Annotated in this window: 27 protein-coding genes; 11 read left to right on the top strand and 16 right to left on the bottom strand. The window is 62.0% G+C overall.

Annotation, left to right across the window (positions count from 1 at the left end; translation table 11 throughout):
* Window positions 1-20 precede the first annotated feature (20 nt).
* Window positions 21-758, top strand: a complete 738-nt coding sequence (locus ACE3OA_RS11880; protein ID WP_374310987.1) for an SDR family NAD(P)-dependent oxidoreductase — start codon at window positions 21-23, stop codon at window positions 756-758.
* Window positions 759-888: 130 nt separating this feature from the next.
* On the opposite strand, the gene ACE3OA_RS11875 is transcribed toward ACE3OA_RS11880, so the two are convergent.
* From ACE3OA_RS11875 to ACE3OA_RS11830, 10 genes are all read right to left on the bottom strand, one after another.
* Window positions 889-1,695 carry an N-acyl homoserine lactonase family protein gene (locus tag ACE3OA_RS11875; RefSeq protein WP_374310985.1) on the bottom strand — a complete coding sequence of 269 codons (807 nt, stop codon included), beginning with the start codon at window positions 1,693-1,695 and terminating at the stop codon, window positions 889-891.
* 33 nt (window positions 1,696-1,728) lie between these two features.
* Window positions 1,729-2,664: an ABC transporter permease gene (locus tag ACE3OA_RS11870; protein WP_374310984.1), complete on the bottom strand. Its 936-nt coding sequence runs from the start codon at window positions 2,662-2,664 to the stop codon at window positions 1,729-1,731.
* 4 nt (window positions 2,665-2,668) lie between these two features.
* Window positions 2,669-3,745, bottom strand: a complete 1,077-nt coding sequence (locus ACE3OA_RS11865; RefSeq protein ID WP_374310983.1) for an ABC transporter permease — start codon at window positions 3,743-3,745, stop codon at window positions 2,669-2,671.
* Window positions 3,742-5,355: an ABC transporter ATP-binding protein gene (locus ACE3OA_RS11860; protein ID WP_374310982.1), complete on the bottom strand. Its 1,614-nt coding sequence runs from the start codon at window positions 5,353-5,355 to the stop codon at window positions 3,742-3,744. Before ACE3OA_RS11860 ends, ACE3OA_RS11865 begins: the two co-directional genes overlap by 4 nt.
* Window positions 5,356-5,433: 78 nt before the next feature.
* Window positions 5,434-6,504: a BMP family protein gene (locus ACE3OA_RS11855; protein ID WP_374310981.1), complete on the bottom strand. Its 1,071-nt coding sequence runs from the start codon at window positions 6,502-6,504 to the stop codon at window positions 5,434-5,436.
* A 116-nt stretch (window positions 6,505-6,620) separates the two neighbouring features.
* On the bottom strand, window positions 6,621-7,538 hold the full coding sequence (fhmpcd1, locus tag ACE3OA_RS11850; RefSeq protein WP_374310980.1) for a 5-formyl-3-hydroxy-2-methylpyridine 4-carboxylate 5-dehydrogenase: 918 nt from the start codon (window positions 7,536-7,538) through the stop codon (window positions 6,621-6,623).
* A 67-nt stretch (window positions 7,539-7,605) separates the two neighbouring features.
* Window positions 7,606-8,211, bottom strand: a complete 606-nt coding sequence (locus ACE3OA_RS11845) for a glutathione S-transferase family protein (protein WP_374310979.1) — start codon at window positions 8,209-8,211, stop codon at window positions 7,606-7,608.
* A gap of 60 nt (window positions 8,212-8,271) precedes the next feature.
* Window positions 8,272-8,652, bottom strand: a complete 381-nt coding sequence (locus ACE3OA_RS11840) for a RidA family protein (protein WP_374310978.1) — start codon at window positions 8,650-8,652, stop codon at window positions 8,272-8,274.
* Between the two features lie 10 nt (window positions 8,653-8,662).
* On the bottom strand, window positions 8,663-9,790 hold the full coding sequence (locus ACE3OA_RS11835; protein WP_374310977.1) for an LVIVD repeat-containing protein: 1,128 nt from the start codon (window positions 9,788-9,790) through the stop codon (window positions 8,663-8,665).
* Between the two features lie 18 nt (window positions 9,791-9,808).
* Window positions 9,809-10,957: a cupin domain-containing protein gene (locus tag ACE3OA_RS11830; protein ID WP_374310976.1), complete on the bottom strand. Its 1,149-nt coding sequence runs from the start codon at window positions 10,955-10,957 to the stop codon at window positions 9,809-9,811.
* A 358-nt stretch (window positions 10,958-11,315) separates the two neighbouring features.
* Here ACE3OA_RS11830 and ACE3OA_RS11825 point away from each other — a divergent pair, with 358 nt between their 5' ends.
* Complete coding sequence (locus tag ACE3OA_RS11825) at window positions 11,316-12,131, top strand: FadR/GntR family transcriptional regulator (RefSeq protein WP_374310975.1); 816 nt, start codon at window positions 11,316-11,318, stop codon at window positions 12,129-12,131.
* A gap of 16 nt (window positions 12,132-12,147) precedes the next feature.
* Here ACE3OA_RS11825 and ACE3OA_RS11820 read toward each other — a convergent pair whose 3' ends face one another.
* The 6 genes from ACE3OA_RS11820 to ACE3OA_RS11795 form a co-directional block, all read right to left on the bottom strand.
* Entirely contained in the window at window positions 12,148-13,587 is a 1,440-nt protein-coding gene (locus ACE3OA_RS11820; protein WP_374310974.1) for an amidase, read from the bottom strand.
* 7 nt (window positions 13,588-13,594) lie between these two features.
* Entirely contained in the window at window positions 13,595-14,392 is a 798-nt protein-coding gene (locus ACE3OA_RS11815; RefSeq protein ID WP_374310973.1) for an ABC transporter ATP-binding protein, read from the bottom strand.
* Complete coding sequence (locus ACE3OA_RS11810; RefSeq protein ID WP_374310972.1) at window positions 14,389-15,171, bottom strand: ABC transporter permease; 783 nt, start codon at window positions 15,169-15,171, stop codon at window positions 14,389-14,391. The genes ACE3OA_RS11815 and ACE3OA_RS11810 overlap by 4 nt, the downstream gene beginning before the upstream one ends.
* A 58-nt stretch (window positions 15,172-15,229) precedes the next feature.
* Window positions 15,230-16,234: an ABC transporter substrate-binding protein gene (locus ACE3OA_RS11805; RefSeq protein ID WP_374310971.1), complete on the bottom strand. Its 1,005-nt coding sequence runs from the start codon at window positions 16,232-16,234 to the stop codon at window positions 15,230-15,232.
* 85 nt (window positions 16,235-16,319) lie between these two features.
* Window positions 16,320-17,645, bottom strand: coding sequence for a histidinol dehydrogenase (hisD, locus tag ACE3OA_RS11800; protein ID WP_374310970.1), 1,326 nt, complete (start codon window positions 17,643-17,645; stop codon window positions 16,320-16,322).
* 32 nt (window positions 17,646-17,677) lie between these two features.
* Window positions 17,678-18,445 (bottom strand): SDR family NAD(P)-dependent oxidoreductase, encoded by a 768-nt coding sequence (locus ACE3OA_RS11795; RefSeq protein WP_374310969.1) that lies wholly within the window; start codon window positions 18,443-18,445, stop codon window positions 17,678-17,680.
* A gap of 62 nt (window positions 18,446-18,507) precedes the next feature.
* On the opposite strand from ACE3OA_RS11795, the gene ACE3OA_RS11790 reads away from it, so the two are divergent.
* From ACE3OA_RS11790 to pncA, 9 genes are all read left to right on the top strand, one after another.
* Entirely contained in the window at window positions 18,508-19,809 is a 1,302-nt protein-coding gene (locus ACE3OA_RS11790) for a hypothetical protein (protein ID WP_374310968.1), read from the top strand.
* 91 nt (window positions 19,810-19,900) lie between these two features.
* Window positions 19,901-20,347: an Rrf2 family transcriptional regulator gene (locus ACE3OA_RS11785; protein ID WP_374310967.1), complete on the top strand. Its 447-nt coding sequence runs from the start codon at window positions 19,901-19,903 to the stop codon at window positions 20,345-20,347.
* Between the two features lie 114 nt (window positions 20,348-20,461).
* A complete protein-coding gene (gene cysT / locus ACE3OA_RS11780) occupies window positions 20,462-21,319 on the top strand; it encodes a sulfate ABC transporter permease subunit CysT (RefSeq protein WP_374310966.1) in 858 nt (285 codons plus the stop codon).
* Entirely contained in the window at window positions 21,316-22,182 is an 867-nt protein-coding gene (gene cysW / locus ACE3OA_RS11775) for a sulfate ABC transporter permease subunit CysW (RefSeq protein ID WP_374310965.1), read from the top strand. The genes cysT and cysW overlap by 4 nt, the downstream gene beginning before the upstream one ends.
* Window positions 22,183-22,199: 17 nt before the next feature.
* A complete protein-coding gene (locus tag ACE3OA_RS11770; protein WP_374310964.1) occupies window positions 22,200-23,243 on the top strand; it encodes a sulfate/molybdate ABC transporter ATP-binding protein in 1,044 nt (347 codons plus the stop codon).
* A complete protein-coding gene (locus ACE3OA_RS11765; RefSeq protein ID WP_374310963.1) occupies window positions 23,243-24,073 on the top strand; it encodes a sulfite exporter TauE/SafE family protein in 831 nt (276 codons plus the stop codon). Before ACE3OA_RS11770 ends, ACE3OA_RS11765 begins: the two co-directional genes overlap by 1 nt.
* 10 nt (window positions 24,074-24,083) lie before the next feature.
* Window positions 24,084-24,989, top strand: coding sequence for a Gfo/Idh/MocA family protein (locus tag ACE3OA_RS11760; RefSeq protein ID WP_374310962.1), 906 nt, complete (start codon window positions 24,084-24,086; stop codon window positions 24,987-24,989).
* Between the two features lie 10 nt (window positions 24,990-24,999).
* The gene (locus tag ACE3OA_RS11755) at window positions 25,000-25,749 is read left to right on the top strand and encodes an SDR family NAD(P)-dependent oxidoreductase (RefSeq protein WP_374310961.1); all 750 of its coding nucleotides are present in this window, start codon (window positions 25,000-25,002) and stop codon (window positions 25,747-25,749) included.
* 257 nt (window positions 25,750-26,006) lie between these two features.
* Window positions 26,007-26,609 (top strand): bifunctional nicotinamidase/pyrazinamidase, encoded by a 603-nt coding sequence (gene pncA / locus ACE3OA_RS11750; protein ID WP_374310960.1) that lies wholly within the window; start codon window positions 26,007-26,009, stop codon window positions 26,607-26,609.

Raw genomic sequence — 26,609 nt, 5'->3', positions numbered from 1 at the left:
AGCCAACAGGGAGAGGGGATATGCAGAGGTTTCAAGGCCGCGTCGCGGTCGTTTCGGGTGCGGCGCAAGGTATGGGCAAGGCAGTCGCCTTGCGCTTGGGGAATGAAGGCGCCACGGTCATCGCTGCCGACATCAACGGTGCCGGGGCCGAGAAGACCGCCAAGGAGATCGGCGGCAAGTCGATCGGCATGGCCTGCGATATCGGCGACGAAGCGGCTGTGGCCCGGCTGTTCGCAGAGGTCGCCAAGTTCGGCAAGCTCGATATCCAGGTCAATGCGGCGGCGATCGTGCCCTTCACACCGTGGGACAAGATCGATTTTGCCGAATGGCGCCGCATCATGCGTGTCAACCTCGATGGCCTTTTCCTGATGTGCAAGGCGGGCTCTGACATCATGCGCAAGGCCAATTACGGCCGCATCGTCAATTTCTGCTCCAATTCGATCTTTGCCGGGACGCCGAACATGGCGCATTACGTCGCCTCCAAGGGCGGCGTCATGACCTTCAGCCGGGCTCTGGCGACCGAGCTCGGCGGCAACAAGATCACGGTCAATTGCGTGGCACCTGGCCTTGTGAATTCGGAAAGCGTGCAGGCCAGCCAGCACAAGGAAGCCTTCGGATTCGTCGAGATGCTGCAGGCGATCAAGGGCCACGGCCAGCCGGAAGACGTTGTGCCGGCGGTGGCCTTCCTCGCTTCGGACGAGGCACATTGGATCACGGGTCAGACGCTGGCGGTCGATGCCGGCATGGTCCGGTGGTAGGTCGAACGAAACCAAGTCGTCATGGCCGGGCAAAGACCCGGCCATCCACTGGTGCGGTTGGCAGTGTGGATCCCCGGGTCAAGCCCGGGGATGACGATTTTATAGAACGAAAATTGAGACTCGAGATATATCAGGCGTAGAAGTTCCCGCCCGTCTGGTAGTGCTTGAAACTGTCCGGGTCGTGCGAATAGAAGAGCTCGGCGTCGTATTTGGCGGCGAGGTCCTTGAGGCGTTGCATCGACTTGAGGCTTGCCACCGGGTCGAGGTGGAAGCTCGAGATGCACATCATGTCCATATTCTTCTGGCTGTAGCAGGCATCCGCCGTGAACAGCATCGGGCGCCGGCCTTTCAATTCCACCATCAAGGAATAGTGCCCAGCCGTGTGGCCCGGCGTCTCGAACAGCCACAGGCCCTTGGCCAGTTCCTGGTCGCCTTTCAGCGGTTCGAATTTCGGCGTGTACATGTCGAGCACAGGGTCGGCCGGCAGGGTCTTGCCGGTAGCCTTGGCGATTTCCGGCGCGAAGGAGAGATCCGAATAGCCCAGATGCTCAAAGGGCTGGTGGTGCGAGCAGGCGTCTAGCTCAGCACCGTGACAGATGGTGCAGGCCTTGGTGAAGTATTTGTTCCCGCCGCAATGGTCGAAATGATAGTGGGAGTTGATGACATAGTTGATGTCATCGGGCTTGAAGCCGATCTTGGCCAATTGCCCCGGCAAAGTCTGGTCCTTTTCCTGGATCGGCTTTTCAAAGGGCAACACGCGCATGACATGGTCGAAATCGTAGCCGGTGTCGAAGATGTAGCGTCCATCGGCATGGTCGATAAGAACCGAATAGCAGGGGAAGCGGAGTTCACCGCCCGGACCGCGATTCCAGAAGGCGTGGTAGCCGTCGATGACCAAGGTACCACCATCCAGCAGATAGACTTTCGTATCGGACATGTTGAACCCTCCCCTTCAGACTGGTGATTTATTCTATCGGTCGCCCCGCACATAAGGGAGACCCAAGGCCGACGGCAGCACCGAATGGCGCGCGAAGATCACCAGCACCAGCATGACCATGGCAAAGGGCAGCATCTGCACGACATCGGTCGGCACATTGACACCGGCAACCTGCAAGGCCGTCGTCATGGCGAGGCTGACACCGAAAAGCGACGCGCCGAGCAGCACCCACACCGGATTGCCGCGCGCCAGCATGGCCAGCACGATACCGATGAAGCCGGCGCCATGAGTCATGAAGGGCACGAAGAGCCCGGCCCCCACATTGGCGAGATAGGCACCACCGAGGCCGGCGAGAAATCCGGTCGAAAGGACAGCCGCCGAGCGTGTGGCGACGACACTGATGCCGGCCGCATCGAGCGCTGCCGGCTTGGCACCGGCCGCTTCGAGACTGAGGCCGATATAGGTCTTGCGGAACATCCAGGCAAAGAGGAATACCAACGCCACCGCGACATAGACGACGATGTTGTGGCTGAAAAGCGCCGGACCGAGCACCGGAATGTCGGCGAGCAGCGGGATGGCGAGGATCGGCGCCTTGTCCAGACGCGGATAGGTCTTGCTGAACTGAAAGAAATGTAACAGCGCGGTCAGACCTTCGACACCGATGGTCAGCGCGATGCCGATGACGATCTGATTGAGGCCCTGGCGGATGCAGAAGAGGACAACGAAGAAAGCCACAGCCATGCCGCCGAGGCCACCGGCAAGGAAGCCCAGCCAGAAGGAACCGGAATAATAGGCGGCGACGAAGCCGGTATAGGCGCCGAACAGCATCATGCCTTCGATACCGATGTTGAGAACACCGGATTTTTCGGAGATCTGTTCGCCGAGCCCCGCCAGAAGCAGCGGAATGCCGGCGGTAACGGCGCCGAACAGCAATGAGACGAGGAAGGGTTGGGTGAAAAGTTCGCTCATCGCCTCATACCCCTGCCCGCTTGCGCCGGAGATGGTCGAGATATTCGACCAGGGCAAGGAAGATCAGCAGCAGGCCGACCAGCATGAGGACAAAATCCTGCGGCACACCGATGCGGCGCGAGGCACTTTCGCCGCCGATCATCAATACCGAAAAGAACAGCGCAAAACCGATGACGGCAATGCCATTGAAGCGGGCCAGGAAGACCAGCGGCACGACGAGGAGGCCATAGGCCGGGTTCCAATCGGCGCGCACCGTACCCCAGACGCCGAGAATCTCGACGGAACCTGCAAGACCAATAAGGCCGGCGCTGATGGCAAAGGTGGCGATGGTGAGCCAGCCCACCTTGAGCCCGGCATGGATGGCAGCCGCCGGATTCGCGCCGACGATCTGCAGGCGCAGGCCGAAGGCGGTTCGCGTCATCATCAGGTGGACGAGGATGACCACGGCAAGAGCAATGAGGATGCCGGCATGGACATTGGTGCCGAAGATGCGCGGCAAGCGGTCCGCCACTTCCAGCGAGCGCGTCTGCGGCACGGTGGTCGTAGGATCGCGAAAGAAGAGCTTCACCAGCACATTGGCGAAAGACGTGCCGAGGAAACTCATCATCAGCGACGTGATGATCTCGTTGATGCCGTAGCGCGCCTTGAGGATTGCCGGAATGAGTGACCAGAGCGCCGCCACGATCATCGATACGACCATGCAGATGATGAGGGTGAGGCCACGCGGCAGCGTTTCGATGAGGGCCGGCGCCAGGGCCGCCGTCACGACCGCCGCCAGAAGATATTGTCCGTCGCCGCCCAGATTCCAGATGCCGGCACGGAAGGCAACGATGAGGCCGGCGGCGATCAGCAGCAGCGGCGCCATGCGGGTGAAAGTTTCCTGCAGGCCGCCCCAGCTCAACAGGCCGCGCTGGACGATATAGCCATAGTAGGTGAACGGGTTCTTGCCGAGAATGAGCAGAATGCCCCCCCCGACGGCAAGTGCGAGGAGAATGGGAATGAGGATGCGCGCCACATTCGCCGCCTGCTCACGCCAGGCATCCCGCGACCGGCTTGGACCGCTGAGCTCCGCGATGCTCATGCCGCCCTCGTGCCCGTCATCAATTTGCCGATAGCGATCTCCGCCTGCGGGCCGTTGTCGACCACGCCCACCAAGCGGCCCTGATACATGACGGCGATGCGGTCACTCAGAGCCAGCAATTCGTCGAGATCGGTCGAGATGACGATGGTGCCAAGGCCGGCTTCGGCACTCTCGCGGATGCGTTCGTGAGCGAGGCGCGTATTCTGCAGGTCAAGGCCGTAGGTCGGCTTGTTGAAAACCACGACCGACGCATCCTGGCCGAGTTCGCGTGCCAGCAGCACCTTCTGGATGTTGCCGCCGGAGAGCTTGCCGATCGGCGTCTTCTCGGAGGGCGTGCGGATGTCATGATGGCGGATCCGATCGCGGGCATGGTCATGGATGCGGCCCCAATCGGTGAGGCCACGCCGCCAGAAGGGCGCTGTGCCGATCTCCTTCAGCAGCAGGTTGGTGGCCACCGAGAAGGCACCAACCGTGCCCTCGCCCAAGCGTTCGTCGGTCACATAGCGAATCCCGGCCTGGCGGCGCGCCGGAACACCCGCGGCACTGATATCCCTGCCGTCGAGCGTGATACTGCCGGCCGTCAAGGCGCGTTGACCCGCCAGCATTTCGGCCAGATGCTTTTGCCCATTGCCGTCGATGCCCGCGATGCCCAGCACCTCGCCCGGCCACAGATCGAAATCGACATCCACCAGCGGGCAGGCACCACGCTCGGCGGCAGTCGAAGCATGCGCAATCCGGAGACGCGGCGATCGGGTGCGGTCGATATTGTGCCGCTGGGCGTGGCCGCGGCCGACCAGAATTTCCTTTTCCGACGCTGCGGCACCGCCGGCAGCACCGAACATCATCGCTATGACCCGGTCGGTCATCTGCTGTTCGCTCATGTCACGGCGTTCGTCGGGAGCGATGGCGCCGACCACACGGCCAAGGCGCAGAACCGAAATGCGGTCACCGAGTTCATAGGCCTCGGCCAATTTGTGGGTGATGAGGATAAGGGCGACGCCCTTCTCCCGCAGGCGTCGCATGACGTCGCCCAGATCCTTGACGCCCTGCGGTGTCAGCATGGAGGTGGGTTCGTCCAGGATGAGGATTTTTTCACCGCGCCACAGGGCGCGCATGATTTCGACCTGCTGCTGTTCGCCCAGCGAGAGCTTGCCGATGAGGGCATCGGGGTCGAGCGACACGCCGAGCAGTGCCGAAAGCTGGCGGAAGCGTGCAAGGGCCGCAGGCCGCGCCAGCTTCTGCCACCAGGAGCCACCCAGCATCAGGTTTTCGATCACAGTGAGGCTCGGAACCAGCAGCACATGTTGGAATACCGTGCCGATGCCGAGATCGAGGCTCTGCCGCGGCGAACCGATGCGAACCGGGCTGCCGTCGATCAGGATTTCGCCTTCGTCCGGCTGCTGCATGCCGGCGAGGATACCGATCAGGGTCGATTTGCCGGCGCCGTTTTCGCCCAGCAGCACGTGAATTTCGCCCGACCTGAAGTCGAGCGAGATATCGTCATTGGCGAGCACGCCCGGGAAACGCTTGGTGACATGACGGACTGACGCCGCCGGAACGGATGCAACGGTGGCGGGCCGGTCGCCCACCACCGTTTTCGTCTCCGACATCAGGTCCGTGTTCATCATCTCGCCACTTTGCAATGGGCTAGGTAGCGAGTCCATCTTCATGAGCCGATCCGAGCCGGTTTATTGGGCCGGCGCGTCGGTGACCGAGCTCATCAGGGCACGGACCTTTTCCGCTTCCCAGACCGGCTCGATCTTCAGGGACCCGTCAACGATCTGCTTGCGCGTCTCGCTGACCGAGGCCCAGACATCGTCCGGAATGTGCTTGGTCTTCAGGAGCTGGACGGAATCATCCGAAAGCTGGATCGAGTAAGGCTTGGTGCCGAACTTGTCGGCCTTCAGATCCTCGACCATCGCCGTGAAGACCGGGACCAGGTTCCAGACGACCGACGAGAGCAGATGGCCCTTGTCGATCGAGGTCTTGTCGCCGATGACGTCGATGAACCACACATTGCCACCGCCGGTCGATTTGGTCGTCTCGACCGCCTGCAGCATGCCGAAGGTGGCGCCGTCACCCTGGCCGAAGATGACATCGGCGCCGGCGCCGATGACGGACTCAGTAACACGGCGACCGCCAGCAGCGTCCGAATAGGCGGCCGGGCCGATGACAGCGTAAAGGATCTTCACCGCCGGATCGGTCGCCTTGACGCCCTGCGCGAAGGCAGCCGATTGCGAGTTCCATGAGGGCGGCTCACCGGAGACGACGATGCCGACCGACTTCGTGGTCGACGTCTTGGCCGCGAGCACGCCAGCAAGATAGGCGCCCTCATGACCACTCAGGGTATAGTCGGTGACGGCACCTTCCTTGATGGCATCCGGCTTGTCGACGATCGCGACAGCCACACCCTTTTCGGCGCCGATTTCCGGTGCCGCGGTATTGTAGCCGCTGGCATGGGCGATCATCAGGCTGGCGCCGTCATCGGCCAGTTCGCGCAAGGTGGGATGCACGTCGCCATAACCGAGACCGGTGGCCGGCATGAATTCCAGGCCTTCCTTTTCGGCCACGGCCTTGGCGGCGTCGAAGCCCTGCTGATTCCAGCCGAAATCGGTCGGGTCTTCCGGTGTCAGGATAGCGAGCTTCTTCACGTCCTTGGCCTCCGCCGGCGCCAACGCGGCTCCACCGACTGCCACCAGGGCCAGCGTCAAGGCCAGTGTCGAAACCTGCGCCCATTTGATCCATTTGGTCTTCGTCATGGTTCCTCTCCTGTTTTTCAGACATCCGGCCCTTCCCAGCACCAGGATATCGATCATGTTAGAGATGCGATGCGGTTTCTTCTTGTTGGACGCCAAATTCTTGGGGCTCGGCGCCGTCAGCTCTCCAGTGCCTTGCGAACGGCGACCAGCCGTTTCGCGCGCTGCTGTTGTAGTGCCGCGATCTTCTCCGGCGTGTAGCTGAAGACGCCACCGCCGGTCTTGATGCCCAGTTTGCCGGCGGCGGTGCGCTCGGTCACGAAGGGGCTCAACGTGTCGCGGTTGCAAAGCTCCTTGTTGAGATAGGAACCGACCGCCTGATAGATATCGAGACCGGCCACGTCCAGGAGCGCCATCGGGCCGATAACAGATAGTTTGTAGCCGATGCCCCAGGAGACGCAGGTGTCGAGCCCTTCGGCATCAATGACGCCCTGGTCCACGAGATCGACGCATTCGCGCAACAGGGCATAGAGCACCCGGTTCTCGACGAAGCCCGGAACATCCTTCTGCACGACGACCGGCAGCAACCCTAAGCCCTTGATGGTCTCGACCATCCAATCGCAGGTGGCTTTCGATGTCTTCTCGCCGGCGATCACCTCGATCATCGGGATGACATGGGGCGGATTCGACCAATGCATGCCGACGACGCGCTCAGGCGCCGAGACATTGGCCTGCAGCTTGGTGATCGGAATGCCGGAGGTGTTGCTGGCGATGATGCAGCTCTTACCGACCAGGGCATCGATCTCCTTGAAGGCCTGCGCCTTGATCTCGAATTTCTCCGGTACGGTCTCGATCACCAGCGTGGCGCCGGCAACGCATTCCTTGAGACTGTCGGCGATCTTTACCGTGGCACCGTTGCTGCGGTCCGGTGTGCCGAGATTGGTAAGCACGGTATTGGCCAGCGTCAGCCCGGCCGCGGCCTTCTTGCGCTGATCCTCAGATAGATCGAATGCGGTCACCTGCATGCCGGCGCGCAGCAGGGTCTGGGCAATGCCCGGCCCCATGGTGCCCAAACCGACGATTGCTGCCTTGGTCATGATCCCTCCTCGTTGAACCTTTGCCTGTCCCTGATGCGCCGGCTTATTCGCCGGCTGCACGAATTGTTCAAAGACCGACGGCTTTGCGGAACGCCGGCCGTTCGGTCAATTTCTTGCGCCACGCCTTGGCCGCCGTCAGTTCGGGCAGCTCGACCGGAAAGTCGAGGCAGCGATGCACGACCGGACCCAGCGCGATATCCGCCAGGCTGAACGTATCGCCAGCTGCCCAGGTCTTGCCCTTCAAGGCACCGTCGAGAATCTCGAGCTGGGCTTTGAGATCTTTCGAATCCGCCTCCCAACTGGCGGCACGTTCATTGGGCGCCTTCTTTGCCTCCTTGAAGATGCCCAGATAGGAGGGGTTGAGGGCCGCCAGCATCCAATCCATCCAGCGCTCGACCTCGGAGCGCTGCGCCGGGTCGGCAGGATAGAGATCGGTGCTTTTCTGCTTGTTGCAAAGATAGCGCAGGATCGTGTTCGATTCCCAAATCACGACCTTGTCATCGACCAATGTCGGGACCTTGCCGTTGGGATTCAGGCTGAGATAGGCGGCGTCGGCCGTGTTGTTGAACTGGCGGCCATAGTCTTCCCGCGCATAAGGCAGTCCCAGTTCCTCCAGCAGAAAGATCACCTTCTGCACATTGCCTGATGTATTGCGGCCCAGAAGTCTCAACATGCTGCAGCTCTCCCCTCTGTCGGCGCTTGCGTACGCCGCATTTTGTATCGATACACGCGATCAGGCTTTTGGCTTGTAGGCGATGGCGTCCATCTCGATCTTGCATTCGATGACCGCACGCGCCTCGACGGTCGTCCGCGCCAGCACGCCGGCCGGGAAGTACTCGGCAAAGATCTTGTTGTAGCGCCCGAAATTGCGCGCATCTTCGAGAAAGACCGTCATCTTCACGATGTCCGACAGTTCAGCACCTTCGAGCGCCAGAATGCGACGGACTGATTCAATCGTCCAGCGGGTTTCCTCTTCAATATTGCCTGCACACATATTGCCGTTCTCATCCTTGGCAACTTGTCCCGATACAAAGATGAAGTCACCGGCGCGCACCGCCGGATGGAACGGCAAATTGGGATTCTTCTTTCCGATCGGTTGAATCTTGTCGCTCATCCCATTTCCCCTAGAAGACGCTGGTTTCGATGATGTCGACGCCACGTTGCCGATCGATGAGATAGATGAGGCCGCGATCGTCCATGGTGACGTCGTTCGACGATGCCAAGTCGAAACCTTGCGGCGCATCGGTCTCGTAATAGCCCACTTCGACCGGCCGGAACGGGTCGGCGAAATCGATGAGGCGCATGCCCTGCGCGAACCAGGCAAAGGGAACGATGGTGCCGTTGAAGCGCTCGGAAGGTTGATGACAGCCCATCATCGGCGGCTGCGGCGCGCCATCCTTGTCGACGCCTTCGACCTGGAAGGTCGAAATCGGGATCGGGCAATGTTCGTTGGTGATGTCATAGACCCAGGTGAAGGCCGGTGCTGCGGGCCAGAGCTTCGCCACATCCTCATCGGCCACGATCATGATGTCGCGACCCTTCAATTTCTGCTTCATGCGCAGGCAGGTATGGGTGGGATGTGGAAAGGTCGGCGAGGTATTGACGGCCGAAATGAGCTGCGGCTTCGACATATCCTCGATATCGAGGATGAAGAAGCCGTGATGCCAATAGCTCACATAGAGCCGGTTGCCGACGCGCAGCGGATGATGGCAGCGCGGCGGGGTCCAATTGTCCCACGGATATTCCTCGCCGCCGGCCTTCCATTGGCCGGGAATCCACCAGCGGCCGACTTCCTCGGGCTTGGCTGGATCCTTGAGGTCAAGGATCATGGCGATATTACCGATATAGCCCTCCGCCGTCGGCGAGATATAGGCGTAGCGGCCGTCGAAATCGTAGCGATGCACACCCTTGCCGTGAGTGCGCCATTTGCTGATGAGCTTAGGCTCCGCCGGTTTTGAAACGTCGTAGATGCCGAGGCCGCCGCCGAATTCGGCGTCACCCTCCATGCCCTGCCGCTCGTGATTGACGATCATGATGTCGTTGGCGACACGCACCTTGTGCGAGTGCCAGCCATTGGGCATTTCAAGGCGCGCCAATTGCTTCGGGTTGCGCGGGTCGGCCACGTCGACAATGGTGGTGCCCGTCGGCTGGCGCATATGGCCGATATAAAGGATGCGGTTCTCGACCCAGACCTGACCGCCACCGGGGCAGTCGATATGGCCGATCAGCTTAGTGTTCCTGCTCTTGGCCATCTTGCTGCGAGTTCCTTGTCAGGCGAGGCGGACGATTTCGCCGGTCTTGGTCTTGCCGTGTTTCTGATAGAACGCCAGCGCCTTCAAGGTCGGCTCGTCACTGGCAACGAAGAGAATGGCCGGATCCTTGTCCGAGGTATTGACATGCTCGCACCATTCGCCGCCGGGGGCCGCCAACGTGTCGAAGGGCGACCAGTCGATGCGTTTGCCGCCGATAATGCTGTAGCCCTTGCCCTCATAGGGCGAGATGGTGAGGCTGGCATTCTGCTTCAACGGCAAAGTGCGTTCGCCGGGGCGTAGCATCTGCATGAAGAAGGTCATGGTCTTGAAGATCGCCTGACCCGTGGTGGGGTCGACATATTCGATCATCAGCGCTTCATGTGGGTCGCCGTCGAAATTGCGTGCGCGCTCGAGCGCTTCGCGCATCATGTCCCAGCGATAGACATACATCGGCGAGGCAAAACCGGTGCCGCGATGGTGCGAGACGAAGCGCGGCTTCAGGCCGCCGATCCCGTAGATCTGCTGCGAATAGTCGTCTGGGAAACGGGCCGATTGCATGATGCGGCGGACCTTCTGGCCCTCTTCCTCTTCCGTATAATCATGCTCGAAATAGATGGCGCAGAGCGTTTCCACCAGCGGCAGGTCGAGGACGCTGAGGTTGATTGCGTTCTCATCACCCTTGTTGCCGTGATTGTGCCAGGTGTCGTGGGGGGTGAGTACCAGATCGCCCGGGCCGAAGGTGATGTTCTCTCCCTCGACGCCCGTGAAATTCTGCTTGCCGGTGAGTCCCAGGCGGATCGCATTGGGCGAATGCCGGTGCGGCGGCATGATTTCATTGGGGTCGTTGAGGCGATAGGCGACGTATAGCGTGGAAACGGCGGCGCGCTTGGGCGCCAGACCCGGATTGACCAGGACCAGCGAGCGGCGCTCGGAGCTTTCGGTCGTGATCAACTCGGCCGAGCGATAAAGCAGCGGCTCGATATCTTCCTTATAGGTCCAGTTGAAGGGGATGGCTTTGCGGGTATCGCGGATGCGGCTGTCTTCGTCATTCTTGACGGTGCGGTCGACCACCCAATAGGGCGCCATGTTGTGACTGGCGACATCGGCATGGAGCTTATCAAGCGCCGCCTGAAGATTGGAGCCGTCCATTTTCGATTGCGTGCTCATTTGCCCCTCCCTCGCATCCCGGCCGGTCCTTGACTGGACCAATTTCCCGAATGCGCGCCAATTTGGTTCAACTTACGCCGTCATCTGGCGCTAACCGTAACCAATGCGGCCGAATGTCGTCAACAGCGATCCATTCGCCGAACCATTGCATCGCAGCCTCTGTGATTCCCGCTGCCCCTGTTTGGTTCGCCACGCGAACCATTTTCCATTGGTCGAGGCCGACGGGGCACGCGACAACCTTTACTTTAGCCTATGCGCGGCGCATGATGCGACTCGAATACGCGCTGATCGCCCTTGAACCATGATGAACCATCAGGCTAGAACCCGGCGAACCAGACTATCCAGCGGAACCTAGGACATGCTCCAGAACGTCGACCAAACCTTGAACACCTTGCGGCGCCTGATTGCCGATGGAACCATTGGTGCGGATGGCCGCATGCCGCCGGAGCGGCATCTCGCTGATGAACTGGGTGTCGGCCGGCGCTCGCTGCGCCGGGCCTTGGATATTTTGGAGCAGGAAGGCCACATCACGCGTGAACAGGGGCGTGGCACCTTCGTTCACGCCAACAGCAATCGCGTGCCTCCAGTGACCAGGAATATCGGCAGCAATGGCAACGGGCACACACCGGCCCTGCCGCGCAATGGCCACCAGGCGGTCCATGCCGGCGACATGGCCATCGGTGCCGCCTTTGCCGCCATTCCCTTCGACCGCATCCTGGAGTTCACCAACCCGATCGAAGTCTCGGAAGTGCGTCTCGCCGTCGAACCGGTGATCGCGCGCCTTGCAGCCCTGCGCGCCTCCCAGGCGGATATCCGTCGCCTGGAACTGGCGCTGGCCGAGACCAAGAACGCTTCCGACCCGCTGGTCTATGAGAAGGCCGACGAGAAGTTCCATCGCATCATCGCGGAAGCAGCGCGCAACGCCCTTTTCCTTTCGCTCTTCGACACTTTCGGTGCCAGCCGGCGCGACGCCACCTGGCGGCGCCTCAGCGAAAATGCACATTGCTTCAAGCGCCAGGCCGTCCATGCCGCTTCGCATGAAGAGATTTACGAGGCCATCGCCGCCCGCAATTCCGAGCGCGCCTATGAGTGCATGTACCGGCATTTGAGCGACATCCAGCGGCATATCTATACCTATGCCTTCCCGCAGGAGCCGGTCGAACAGCGATCCTAGTGGGGCCTTCTTTCGATCAGGCCAGTTGCCGCAGCAGCGGCGAGCGCGCAAATGGTCTGGCTGCTTCGATCTCTTGCGCCAGTTGCAGCAACACCACGTCATTGCCAAGTACTGTGGCGAGTTGAATCCCCACCGGAAGTCCTGCCGCTGATTGCAGCACCGGTACGGTGATGGCAGGTTCACCGGTCACATTGTAGGTCGCGGTAAAGGGCGAGAAGCGCAGCATGCGGGCGACATGCAACTCGACATCGTCATGGTCCGTCGGGAAAGCGCCGAGTTTGGGTGCTGGCCCCGCCAAAGCCGGGGTCAACAGCACGTCGACGTCATCCCACAGCAATGCCATTTGACGCGTGAAGGCCTGCCCCGCACGAATGCCGGCCAGATAGTCGGCCGCTGTCATGCGCCGGCCTGCTTCCAGGGCAGCAAGATTGATCAACTCCATCTCGGCCGAATTCGGCGCCTGACCGATGAGACGGCCAAGTTCAATCGCATCGGCGGCAGCCTGCGCGCAAACCTGGCCAAGATAGACACGGCGCGGGACGTTGAGATCATCCTCGGTGATCGGCAACGCGATCGGCGCCACGTGATGGCCAAGATCGGCCAGCAGCCTAGCCGCGTCCTCCAGCGCCAACAATGCCTCCGGCGCGAGGACAACGTCCTCCAGATGCTGATGATTGATGCCGATCCGCAGCCGCGGCCCCGGGCGGGAGAGGGCATCGAGGAAGCCTGCAGCCGGTGATGTTGGGGCGCCATAGGGAGCGCCGGCATCCGCGCCGTAGATGGCATACAATGCGGCGGCGCTGTCGCGCACGGTGCGGCTCACCACACCTTCGCTCACCAAGCCGGCATAGATGTCGGCATGGGCGGGGCCTTGCGGCAAGGCGCCACGTGATGGCTTCAGCCCGACGAGGCCGCAGGCGGCGGCAGGAATGCGGATCGACCCGGCGCCATCGGTCGCATGCGCCATCGGCACCATGCCCGCGGCGACCGCGGCCGCAGATCCACCCGACGAACCGCCGGTCGAATGCGCGAGGTTCCACGGGTTGCGGCTCGGCCCGAACATTGCCGATTCAGTCGTGACGTTGAAGCCCAGTTCCGGCAGATTTGTCTTGCCGAGAATGCGCAAGCCAGCGCGCTTGAACCGCGCCGTCAGTTCGTCGTCCGTTTCGACCGGCGGCAGTTTCGCCAGATATCGGCTGGCGCCGGTCGTGCGTGCGCCCTTCAATGCCCCGCCGATATCCTTCAATAGGAAGGGCACGCCGAGAAAGGGCATCGACGCTTCGGTCGGCACCTCGGCCGGATGCGAAAATTGATCGATGATGGCGTTGGTTTGCGGATTGGCGGCGACAATGACATCACGCGCCGCTTCCAATACCTCGCCTGCCGAGACCTGACGGCGGCGTATCAGATCGGCAAGGCCGACCCCATCCTGGGCGAGATAATCGGCGCGGTTCATGCGGGAATCAGGTCAGCGCGTCACCCAGCGCCGCGATGGCGATGGATTCGGCGCGGATTTCAGCCAGCACTTCACGCTGCAGGCGCGTGAACTCGGCCGAGCCCATCATCTCATAGGTGCGCGGGCGCGGCAGGTCGATCGGGATGATGCGCTTGATGCGCCCGGGCCGGTTGGACATGACGGCGACCCGGTCGGACATGTAGACGGCCTCTTCGACGTCATGCGTGACGAACAGCACCGTCAAGCGATGCTGTTCCCAGATGCGGGCCAACAGTTCCTGCATATGATGACGGGTCAGTGCATCGAGCGCTCCGAAGGGTTCGTCCATCAGCAGCATGTTGGGTCGATAGGACAACGCTCGGGCGATGGCTACACGCTGCTTCATGCCGCCGGAGAGTTCGGAGGGGAAGCGATCGGCAAAACCGTCGAGACCGACCAAAGCGAGATGCGCGCAGGCGATGTCGCGCGCTTCCTTGCGCGATTTTCCAGCGGCAAGCAGGGCGAACTCGACATTGCCCAAAGTGGTGAGCCAGGGCAGCAGCGTATAGCTCTGGAACACGACGCCACGGTCGAGACCGGGGCCGGTGATCGGCCGCCCGGACAAGGCGACAATGCCATCATCATGGCTTTCAAGCCCGGCAACAATCGAAAGCAGGGTCGACTTGCCGCAGCCGGATGTGCCGACCAGGGAGACGAACTCGTTGTCGCCGATGGTGAGATCGACACCGTTGAGGGCCACGACATCGCCGCGGTCGCCGCGAAAGGTCTTGCTCAACCCCGAGATGACCAGTTTAGGCGCACTCATCGTTGCGTCCTCAAATAACGAAACAGCTTGCGGCTGGCCCATTTCATGGCCTGGTCGGTGGCAAGGCCGAGAATACCGAGCAGCAGCAGATAACCGAAAATGGTGTCGGTCTGGAAGAAACGCTGTGCCGTCGTAATGCGATAGCCAAGGCCAGACGTGGCCGCCACCAATTCCGCCACCACCAGCCAAGTCCATGCCCAGCCCAGGCTGATGCGCATCGAATCCCAGATGGCCGGCATGGCCGAGGGCAGGATGATGCGCATCAGAATTCGGCGTTCCGGCATCTGCAAGGTGCGGCCGAGATTGATGAAGTCACGCGGCACGGATTTGACATTGTCCATCACCAGCAACACCTGCTGGAAGAAGGTGCCGATGAAGATGATGAGGAATTTCTGCGCGTCCCCCGTACCGGTCCACAGAATGGTCAACGGCACGAAGGCCACGACTGGCATGTAACGGATGAAATCGACCAGCGGCTCTATCGTCGCTTCCCAGGCACGGTAGGAGCCGATGAGAATGCCAATGGGCAGCGCGAAGGCGGTGGAGATGAGGAAGCCCAGCGAAATCCGATAGATGCTGATGAGTGTATCGTCGACCAGCTGGCCGCCAAGGGCGAGTTCCTTCAGCCGCGCCACCACCATTTCCGGCGAGGGCAGGAACAACGGCGTCACCAAGCCCGTCGCGGTGACGGCCCACCACAGGAGGCCCAGCACCAGGAAGACGAGAATGGCGATCGTGATGAATTGCCGTCCCGAGACGGCGGCGGTCAAAGAAAACATGGGACGAGAAACGGCAGCCGGAGGAGAGACTTGCGGTGTCTTCTCCTCCGGCATGCGTTCAGAGCGCTTCGACGAAGCGGGTGTCGATCAGCTTGGCAAGGTCGACATCCTTCGAAAGGAGGCCGGCCGAGGTCGCCGCCTTCTTCACTTCCGGGACAACCTTGTTGACGAAATCGCCGGTCAGCTGGGTCTTGTTCTCGGCCATCGTGTAGTAGGTAACGCCGTCGAAGGCGGTCGCCAATTCTTCCGGCTTGGCGCCGACGGCTTCGGAGATGATGGCACGCCCGCCAGCCGTATCGGCCTTGTAGTCGGCCAGCGAGGCGTCCCAGGCTTTGAGCAGCGCCAGCACCTGGCCCGGCTTCTCGGCGAGGAAGTCCTCGCGCACGACGAAGACGTCGGAGATGAGGCCCGGGTTTTCGCCGGCGGAGTACAGCATCTTCACCTTGGCATTCTGCTGCATGGCGAGCGTGAGGTACGGCTCGTAGGTGACGGCGACCGGAACCCTGCCGGCGATGAGCGCGGAGCCGGCGTCGGAAGCCGGCATCGGCACCTTCTGCACGTCGTCAAGCGTCATGCCGTTCTGGGCCAGCGCATAGTTCAACAGAATGTGGCTGGTGGTGCCTTCCTCGAACGCCACCTGCTTGCCTTTTAGATCGGCGACCGAGGCGATCGAGCCGTCGGTGATCATGGCATCAGCCGTCATCGAGACGTCGAGCAGGGCAATGATCTTGATCGGCAGGCCCGCAGCGGCGAAGGCCATCGCCGTATGCGTGGCGATGTTGCCGCACTGGACCTGGCCGGCGGCAAGCGCTGCGTTGAGGTCGGCATCGGTGTTGAAGTTGATCACTTCGACGTCCGCCAGGCCCGCCTTGGCAAAAAGGCCCTTCTTGGCCGCGATATGCCACTGGCCGTAGCCCAACCACGGCTCGATCGCCATCTTGATGGCGCCTTCTTCGGGCGTGGTCGGAATGGATTGTGCAAAAGCGGCCTTGGCAAGGCCGCTCATGGCCAGAGTGGCGGCGCCGGCCTGCAGGATCTGGCGGCGGTTCGGTGTCCAGTTCATCGTGATGCTCCCTCTCTCACTGAAATGTTCTCAATCCGGCGGCGATAGTGATGGCCGGGCCGGAGGCTTGTCAAGAAATCGACCCTCAATGCTTCAGCAGCCGGTCCCGAATCTCGGAAACCGCGTTGGCGTGGGCATCAAATCCCTCATAGGTCGCAAGCACCCGGGCATGCTTGGCAAGCGTCGGGTAGCCGACCGAAGTGACATAGCCCACCGAGATGCGCTTCATGAAGTCGAAGACGGACAGCGGCGAATGGGTCATGGCGGCGCGGCTGGTCGGCAGCACGGCATTGGGCCCCAGCACGAAGTTGCCGAGCGTCACAGGCGTATGCTTGCCGAGCAGAACCTCGCCCGCATTCTCGATGCGACCGAGATAGGCAAAGGGTTCATCCGACAGGATTTCCAGATGCTCGGGGGCATAATCGTTGATGAAGGCCATCGCCGCATCGACATCCGGCGTCAGCACCACGCCACCGCGCGGTCCCTTGAGCACGGCGGAGGAAAAGGCGACGCGCTGTTCGCTCATCCTTGCCCAATAATCAGGCAGGGCCTTGATTGCTTCTTCGGCAACCTTGGCGCTGGGTGTCACCAGATAGGCCGACGAGTCCGGCCCATGTTCGGCTTCGACCAGGAGGTCGAGTGCGGCGAGGCGGCCGTCGACCGTCTCGTCGGCAAAGATGATGGATTCGCTGGGGCCGGCCGGGATGCCGGGATCGATGACGTCGGCGAGGAGGCGCTTGGCTGCCACCACGAAGGGGCTGCCCGGGCCGACAATCTTCGCGCATTTTGGCACGGTCTGGGTTCCGTAAGCGGCCGCCGCGACACCCTGGGCGCCACCGCATTTGAAGACCTTGTCGACCCCTGCGAGGCGCGCCGCGACCAGGGTCGCCGCATCGATCTTGCCATCCGGGCCCGGCGGGGTGACGACGCAGATATCCTTCACGCCCGCGACCACGGCGGGAATGGTCGTCATCATCACGACGCTGGGGAACGAGCCCTTGCCGCGCGGCACATAGCAGGCAACCGACGGAATGGGCCGGAAGCGGTCGCCGGCAAAGGCACCGGGGCGCATCTCGTGCAACCACATCTCCTCCGGTTTCTGGTCGGAATGGAACTTGCGGATGTTCTCGACGGCGAATTCGATGGCGGCGATCACCTCGGGCTCTACCGCCTTGAAGGCGGCGTCGAAATCTGCCCTGGTCGCAGCGATCTCACCGGGCTTCACAGGCGACTTGTCGAATTCGTTGGCAAATCGCGCCAGAGCGACATCGCCCTCTTCCTTCACGGCGGCGATGATCGGCTTCACGCGCTCGAGAAAGCTGCCAAGATCCGCCTCGCTGCGTTTCAGCAGATTGGCGCGGGCCTCGGCGCCCAGGCGTGCGAGATCGTGCAGGTTAACGCCACCAGACATGGCATTCCTCTTATGGTCAGAATGTGTGGAAGTCAGATCGAGGCAAGATAGCCACCGTCGACCGGCATGTAAATTCCGGTGACGTAGGCGGAGGCCTCGGAGCTCAGGAAAATTGCCGCACCGACCAGATCGTCGAGCTTGCCGAAGCGCTGGAGAGGAATCTTGGCCAACATGGCCTCGGACCAGGCGGCATTTTCATAGAAGATGTCGGTAAGGGCGGTGCGGAAGTAACCCGGTCCCAGGCTGTTCACGCGGATACCCAACGGCGCCCATTCGGCCGCCAACGCACGCGTCATGCCGAGGAGACCGGTTTTCGATGATCCATAGGGAACGGCGGTGGGCACGCCCACTTCGGAGGTGAGCGAGCACATGTTGAGGATCGAGCCGCCATGCCCGTCGCGACGCATCACTTTCGCGGCGGCCTGGGCACAGAAGAAAGCGCCTTTTAGGTTGGTGTCGAGAATGCGGTCCCACAACTCTTCGGACACATCGAGCGAGGGGCAGACCTGTTCCATCCCGGCATTGTTGATGAGAATATCGAGCCCGCCCAGCGCTTGCGCCGCCGCTTCGACGCCTTGTGCACAGGCGGCAACGTCAGCCACATCCATGGCAACGGCAACGCCCGCCCCACCCAATTGCCTCAGCGTTTCCTGAAGCCCATCGACCGATCTTGCGCTGACGGCCACTTGTGCACCGGCTTGCACGAGGCCGATGGCGATTGCCTGGCCGATGCCGCGGCTGGCGCCGGTCACCAGCGCACGCTTGCCGGCAAGGCTGAAACGGGAAAGATCGACAGTCATGGCGGGCTCACGCTAGATATCGGTGATCTGCCGCGCAGCATAACCGAAAAGATCGCCTTGTCATGTCCGAGCACGCCCCATCCTTGACCGCAGAAGCCCGCGCCCGGGCCAAATCGGGTGACCTGGCGGGCGCTGCCGTCATCATCGGAGCCCTGCTGCGGGCCAAATTCGGGCTGGAGGCGAGCGGCATCCGCATCAATGTCGACATCTATAGCCTCAATTCCCTCAACGGTTTCTTCACGGCCGCAGGCGAAGAGTTCTTTTTCAAGTTCCATCAGGAAGAAAATGAAGAGGCGATGGCCGGCGAATATTACCGCGCCGGCCTGCTGGCCGAGGCAGGCCTGCCTGTCGACCAGCCGCTGCATGTTTCGACTGAGCCCGGCGAGCAGATTCTGGTCTATCGCCGGCGCCAGGATCGCCGCTTTGCCGATGTGCTGAAGGAACTGGATTTCAGCACGGATCAGGGCGCCATCGACCGCGCTGTCGCCGCGGAGCGACACCTCAATGATGAGTTGATGGCAGTCTACCGGCGCACTTTGCACCCGATCGACGCGGCGCAATCGGCGGCCGAACCGATCCATCGGCTGTTCCACGCGCGCCTTGTCGATGCGGATCGACCGGGCATCATCGGCGGCCGGTTCGACAGCTTCTATCGCGGCCAAATCTTCGCCTTCCCCGGCCTGACCCTCGGCTGGGAGGAATTGCAGCGCCTCACTTTCGAGGTCAACGGGGTGCGGTATGGCGACACGCTGGGCGCGTTGTTCGCCGAAGCTTTCACATTGCTGGCGCCGGCGAATTTCGGCGGCAGTGGTGGTGTCACCGCCCATGGCGACGCCCATAACGCCAATGTCTGGTACGAGGAAACCGGCGCGGGGCCGCGACTGGTGATGTTCGACCCGGCTTTTGCCGGCCGGCATGTGCCGGCATTGCTGGCCGAGGTGAAGACCACGTTCCACAACATTTTTGCGCACCCGCTCTGGCTCTACGATCCGGCGGCGGCGGCAACGCGTTACCAGGCGAGTGCCCGGCAGATCGGCGACACGCTCCATATCGAGACCGATTGGCAGCCGAGCCCTGTGCGATGGGGGTTGCTCGCCGCCAAACGCGACTTGCTGTGGCGGCCGCTGCTGGATGAACTCGCGGCACGCGGCATGCTGCCGCCGGATTGGCGGCGGATTGTCCAATTGGCGCTTTTCCTGTGCCCCACCCTGGTGATGAACCTGCGCGCCGGCAGCGGTAGCCATAATCCGGTTTCCTCCGGCATTGGCTTGGCAACGACGATTGCCATGGGCAGCGATCCTGTGGCAGGGTTAGGACTGCTTTCATCATTCTTTGGCGAACTCACACCGAGTCTTCGCCGATAAGCTGGGAAATGGAGCGAAAAAGGCTGTAGCCGAATGCTTGACATTCGGGCGCAATGTCTTATTCTCTAGTTACCCTATAGAGATTTTAAGTATGCTGTCGCAAAAAGCCAAATACGCCATGCGCGCCTTGCTCTATCTCGCCAAGGCCCAGTCCGCCGAACCGGTCGGAATCGCAGAAATCGCCGCCAAACAAGCCGTCCCACGCAAGTTCCTGGAGCTTATCCTGCTGGAATTGAAGCGGAATGGCTTCGTGCAGAGCTTTCGCGGCAAGCATGGCGGTTATGCGCTGGCGAAGGCACCGGAGGAGATCCATTTCGGTGAGGTCATTCGCCTGATCGACGGGCCACTGGCCGCCCTGCCCTGCGCCAGCCTCACCGCCTACCGGCGCTGCGTCGATTGCGAGGATGAGGCGACCTGCGTCATCCGCCGGATCCTCAAGCAGGTGCGTGACGCGTCCTCCAGCATACTCGACCGCACCAGCCTGTCCGATGTTCTCGACGGCCGTGCGGGTGAGTTGATCATGGGCGATGGGATCTAGGGCGAAACGCCTATTTCACACTATTATTATCCAATTACACAAACAAATAGATAAATATATAAGGTCGCCTTGACTGGCCTGCTGGCTGAATGGGCCGCGATATCAGGGTGAGCGATGTCTCAACAAGTCGGAACTTTGAGAAGTTGGAAGCGGCCGAGCGTGCTGCCCGGATTCGGGCTGACGCTGGGCTATGCCCTCTTCTATCTCGGCATCATCGTGCTGCTGCCGCTGGCAGCGCTCATCATGCGGCCGGCCGAACTTGGTCTTGCTGGTTTCTTCGACACCGTCACCACGCCGCGCGTGCTCGCAGCCTTGCGCGTGAGTTTCGGCACGGCAGCCATCGCCGCCCTCATCAACGGCGTGTTCGGACTGATCATCGCCTGGGTGCTGGTGCGCTATGAATTTCCGGGCAAGCGCCTCATCGACGCCTTCGTCGACCTGCCTTTCGCCTTGCCGACTGCAGTGGCCGGCATCGCCCTCACCACGCTCTATGCCCCCAACGGCTGGATCGGCGCGTTGCTGGTGCCATTGGGGATCAAGGTCGCCTTCACGCCACTCGGCATTGTCGTGGCGCTCATCTTCATCGGCCTGCCCTTCGTGGTGCGGACCGTGCAGCCGGTGCTGCAGGATTTCGAACCGGAGTTGGAAGAAGCGTCGGCGAGCCTCGGCGCCAGCCGAATTCAGGTCTTTGTTCTCGTCATTCTGCCGTCGATCCTGCCGGCGCTGCTGACCGGTGCAGCCCTCGCCTTCGCGCGCGCCGTCGGCGAATACGGTTCGGTCATCTTCATCGCCGGCAACATGCCGATGAAATCCGAAATCGCGCCGCTGCTCATCGTCAGCAAACTGGAACAGTTCGATTATGCCGGAGCGGCGGCCATTGCCGTCGTGATGCTGGCGATTTCCTTCGTCATGCTGCTGGTGCTCAATCTCATCCAGCGCTGGGCCCGCCGTCACGAGGACCAGGCGCGATGAGCGGCAATTCGGTCGGCTATAACAAGAAGCTGGCGCTGCAGGATCCGGCGCCGGTGCGCTGGGGCCTGATCGGCGTAGCACTTGCCTTCGTCGCCCTGGTACTGTTCCTGCCGCTGGTCCTGGTCTTCCTTGAAGCATTGCGTCATGGCTTTGCAGCCTACTTCGCGGCGATCATCGAACCGGATGCACGCGCCGCTATTTTGCTGACGCTGGAAGTAGCCGCCATCGCCGTCCCGCTCAACATCGTCTTCGGCCTCGCCGGCGCCTGGGCGATCGCCAAGTTCGAATTCCGCGGCAAGAGCCTGCTGCTCACTTTGGTCGACCTGCCCTTCTCGGTCTCGCCGGTCATATCCGGCCTTATCTATGTGCTGCTCTACGGCGCGCATGGCTGGTTCGGACCGACCCTGCAGGAACTCGGCATCAAAGTGATCTTCAATGTCGCCGGCCTGGTCATGGCGACAATCTTCGTCACCTTCCCGTTCGTCGCGCGCGAGCTCATTCCCTTGATGCAGGAACAAGGCACGGAAGAGGAAGAAGCCGCCATCTCGCTCGGAGCCAGCGGCTGGCAGACCTTCCGCCTGGTGACGTTGCCGAACGTCGCCTGGGGCCTGCTTTACGGCGTGTTGCTGTGCAATGCGCGCGCCATGGGCGAATTCGGAGCCGTCTCAGTCGTTTCGGGCCATATCCGCGGCCAGACCAATACGATGCCGCTGCATGTTGAAATTCTCTACAACGAGTATGACTTCGTCGGCGCCTTTGCCGTCGCCTCGCTGCTGGCTTTGCTGGCGCTGGTGACGCTGGCGGCCAAATCCTTCCTCGAATGGCGCTATGGCGACCGCCTCAGTGGCGGCCGCGCGCATTGACGCCAAAGGAGAACATCATGGGTTTGCAAGCACAGGGTATCGTCAAGACCTTCGGCACCTTCAAGGCGCTGGGCGGGATCGACCTCAATATCGCGCGCGGCGAATTCGTGGCGCTGCTGGGGCCGTCGGGCTCCGGCAAGACCACGTTGCTGCGTATCCTCGCCGGCCTCGATGCGCAGGATGAAGGCCAAGTCCTTTTCAATGACGAGGACATGAGCGGTCGCAAGCTGCGCGAGCGACGCGTGGGCTTCGTCTTTCAGCATTACGCGCTCTTCAAGCATATGACTGTCGCCGAAAATATCGGCTTCGGCCTCAAGGTGCGACCGCGCGACCAGCGACCGAGTGGCGCCGACATCAAGGCCCGGGTCGACGAATTGCTGCATCTTGTGCAACTCGAGCGCCTCGGCGACCGCTATCCCAGCCAGCTTTCCGGCGGCCAGCGCCAGCGCGTGGCATTGGCCCGTGCACTCGCTATCGAACCCTCGGTCCTGCTGCTTGATGAACCCTTCGGTGCGCTTGATGCCAAGGTACGCAAGGAACTGCGCCGCTGGCTGCGGCGCCTCCATGAGAGCATGCAGCTCACCAGCATCTTCGTCACCCACGACCAGGAAGAGGCGCTGGAGCTGGCCGATAAGGTCGTCATCATGAACAATGGCCTGATCGAGCAGGTCGGGTCACCGGAAGCGGTCTACCACAAGCCGGAAACGGCCTTCGTCTACGAATTCCTGGGAGGCGCCAACCGGGTCCCCTGCGAGGTCAGGAACGGTATCGCCAGCGTAGCCGGCACCGCCATTCCCTCTGAAGGCACGATGCGGGATGGCAGCGGCATCGCTTATGTGCGGCCGGACGAGGTCATCCTTGGCCAAGCCGATGCCGGCGGCGTCCCGGCGATCGTGCAGCATGTGTTCCGCGCCAGCCCATTGCCCCGCGTGGAGGTGCAATTGGTTGATACCCACGTCTCCCTTGACGTAACCTTGCCGCCGGAAAGCGCAGGGGCGCAGATTGCAAAGGGACAGCGGGTAAGCTTGAACTTCACCAAGTTCAACGTGCTCCAGGGATAATGGATCTTTCGAGTATTTTTAGCGGCGAGACGTGGTTTCTGATCGGCATCCTGGCGCTGGCCGGGTGCGGGTCCGGCTTTCTGGCCGGCATGCTGGGGGTGGGCGGCGGTATTGTCGTCGTGCCGGCCCTGTTTCATGTCTTGGCCGCGTTCGACGTGCCACTCGACTTGCGCATGCATATCGCGGTCGGCACCTCGCTAGGCTCCATCGTACCGACCTCGATCATCTCCTTGCGCGCCCATAACAAGCGCGGCGCCGTCGATTGGGGCCTGCTGAGGCAGTGGGCGCCCTGGGTGGCGGCTGGCGTCATTCTGGGGTCGATCATCGCCAGCGACGTTCGCGGCGCCACCTTGACCCTCATTTTCGCCATCATGAGCCTGCTAGTCGCCAGTTATCTCGCGATCGGCCGCGCCGATTTCCATATCACCGATAAACTGCCCGGGACACCAATTCGCCAAGCGATCTGCCTGTTCATCGGTGGAGTCTCCGCCATGATGGGTATCGGCGGCGGCAGCCTGTCGGTCCCCGCCATGACCCTCTGCTCCTATCCGATCCGGCGCGCCGTCGGGACGGCGTCGGCCATTGGCCTCATCATCGCTGTCCCCGGCACCATCACGTTCATGGTGACCGGCTTCGGTGAAACGGGATTGCCCATGGCCTCGGTCGGGTATGTCAATCTGGTCGCCGTTGCGGCCCTGGTCCCCAGCAGCTTGATCTTCGCGCCGATCGGCGCAAAGGTCGCACACACGATTCCCCAGATCGTGCTGCGGCGCTGTTTTGCGGGCTTTCTGCTGCTGACGTCGCTGCGCATGTTCTATTCACTTCTCTGAAGGCTTGTCCATGAAACGCTACGGTATCGGTATCATCGGCCTCGGTGTCATGGGGCGCGAAATGGCGGAACTGCTGGATGCACATCCACGCTTCCAGGTCGTCGCCGGTTTCGATCCGCAGCGACCGCAGGTGACCTTCCCGCTGCTGGGCGGTGCCGCCGCCGTGGTCGCGGACTCCCGGGTCGAGGCGGTCTATACGGCGACACCGCCGGGCTACCACGAAGAGATCGTCCGCCTTGCAGCGGCGGCGAAGAAGCCCATCCTGTGTGAAAAGCCGCTTTCGTCCACGATCCCCTCGGCGCGCCATTGCTGCGCGTTGGTAGCGGCAGCCGGGATTCCTGCTGCCGTCAACTTCTCCTATGCCGCGCGCGATGTGGCTGTGCGCCTGACGCAGGTCGTGAAAAGCGGCAAGATCGGCACACCGCAGAGCGTGCACCTTCATGTCCGCTTCGGCAGCTGGCCGCGCGGATGGCAGTCCGGGGCGGGCGCTTGGCTGGCTCAACCGGCCGAAGGCGGCTTCACCCGCGAGGTCATTTCGCATTTCGTCTTCCTGGCGAACCGGCTGTTCGGATCCGGCAAGATCATCTCCTGCGACATAGAACGGGGTGCGGCCGGCACGGAAACCAAATTGGTGGCGACCATCCAATATTCCGCGATCCGCTTCACCATCGATGCCGGAATTGGTGGCAAGCGGGACGATGACAACCGCTTCACGGTCAAGGGCCGCACCGGCGAAATCTCAATCGTCGATTGGAGCGGGCTGGACTACGCTGGCGATGCCGGCCCATCTTTGCCGCCGACCTCGCAGCTCGATGCCCTGGCCGATATGCTGGATGGCAAGCCACACCAACTCGCCACCTTTGCCGAAGGCTTGGCTGTTGCCGAACTGATCGAAGCATTGCTGGCCGCAGGGTGAGGAGCAAAATATGAGCTTTGATTTCCAGAACCGACGCATCATCGTCACCGGCGGCAGCCGGGGCATCGGCCGCGCCATGGCCCTCGCCTTCGCCAAGGCCGGTGCCAACGTCTCGATCTGCGCACGCGGCGCCACCGCATTGGAAGCGACAAGGCAGGAGCTGGCGGCAACCGGTCACAAGGTTCATGCTGCGACCTGCGATCTCGGCAATGCCGATGCCATCAAGGCCTATATCAATGCCGCCGCGACCGCGTTGGGCGGGGTCGATATCCTGGTGAGCAATGCCTCCGGCATCGACAATGGCAGTGACAGCTGGGCAGACTGTTTCAATGTCGACGTCATGGCAGCGGTACGCGCGGCGACCACGGCGGAAAGCTATCTCGCGAAATCGCCGGCCGGTGCCATCATCAACATCTCGTCCATTTCCGGCATGATGCCCTCGGCGGACAGCCCAGCCTATGCCGCGGCCAAGGCAGCGCTGATCAACTTCACCAGCTCGGAAGCCGTGCGCCTGGCGCCGCAAAAGATCCGCGTCAATTGCATAGCCCCCGGTTCGATCGATTTTCCCGGCGGCCATTGGGATCGCTGCCGCCTTGAGACGCCGAAGGTCTATGAGGAAGTTCGCGCCACCATCCCCTTCGGCCGCTATGGCAAGCCGGAGGAAATCGCCAATGCCGCGTTGTTCCTTGCCTCGCCCCTGGCCAGCTGGATTACGGGGCAGACTTTGGTTGTCGACGGTGGCCAGGTCTTGCGCGGCTAGCTCCAATCCTGCAAGGCCGGCAGGGCTTCGACGAAGCGCTCCTTGCGCTTGGGTAGGTCGCCCGGTTCCGGGATGAGCGCGTGACGCCTTAGCCACCTTTGCGCGGGATCTTTTCACCGGCCGAGACGTCGATGAGATAGGTGGTTGGAGGTGCTGACCCCGGCCGTGCGCGCAGGCCCATATTCGGGCAATATTGCCGTGAATTGAGCTGCTGGCTTAAGATGCCGGGAAACGGAAAACCGGGGGAACGGGTCGCGATGGACAACGAAGCCTTGATCGTCATTGATGTGCAGAATGATTTCTGCCCGGGCGGCGCTCTGGCCGTCAACGGCGGCGATGAGATCGTACCGCTGGTCAATCGCCTGATCGACTCCCACGCGCATGTGGTGCTGACCCAGGACTGGCATCCGGCCGGCCATTCGAGCTTTGCCAGCAGCCATGCCGGCACCGCCCCTTTCGGCAGCATCGATCTCACCTATGGGCCGCAGACGCTATGGCCGGACCATTGCGTGCAGGGCACCAAAGGCGCCGAGTTCCATGCCGGCCTTGCCTGGACCAAGGCGGAACTAGTCATCCGCAAGGGCTTCCGCCCAGCCATCGACAGCTATTCGGCCTTCTTCGAGAATGACCGCAAGACACCCACGGGCCTTGCCGGCTATCTGCGCGAACGCGGCCTCTCGAAGCTCAGCTTGGTCGGCCTTGCCACCGATTATTGCGTGGCCTATTCGGCGCTCGATGCGCGGCGGCTGGGTTTCGAGACCAGCGTCATCCTCGACGCGTGCCGCGCCATCGATCTCGGCGGTTCCCTGCAGAATGCGCTGACACAGATGAAGGAAGCCGGCGTCAAGCTCGCGGCGTAA

It is taken from the genome of Dongia sp. (assembly GCF_041906375.1).
Classification (GTDB): Bacteria; Pseudomonadota; Alphaproteobacteria; order Dongiales; family Dongiaceae; genus Dongia.
The sequence above is the reverse complement of the archived record's forward strand: the minus strand, read 5'-3'. Positions and strand labels throughout refer to the sequence as shown.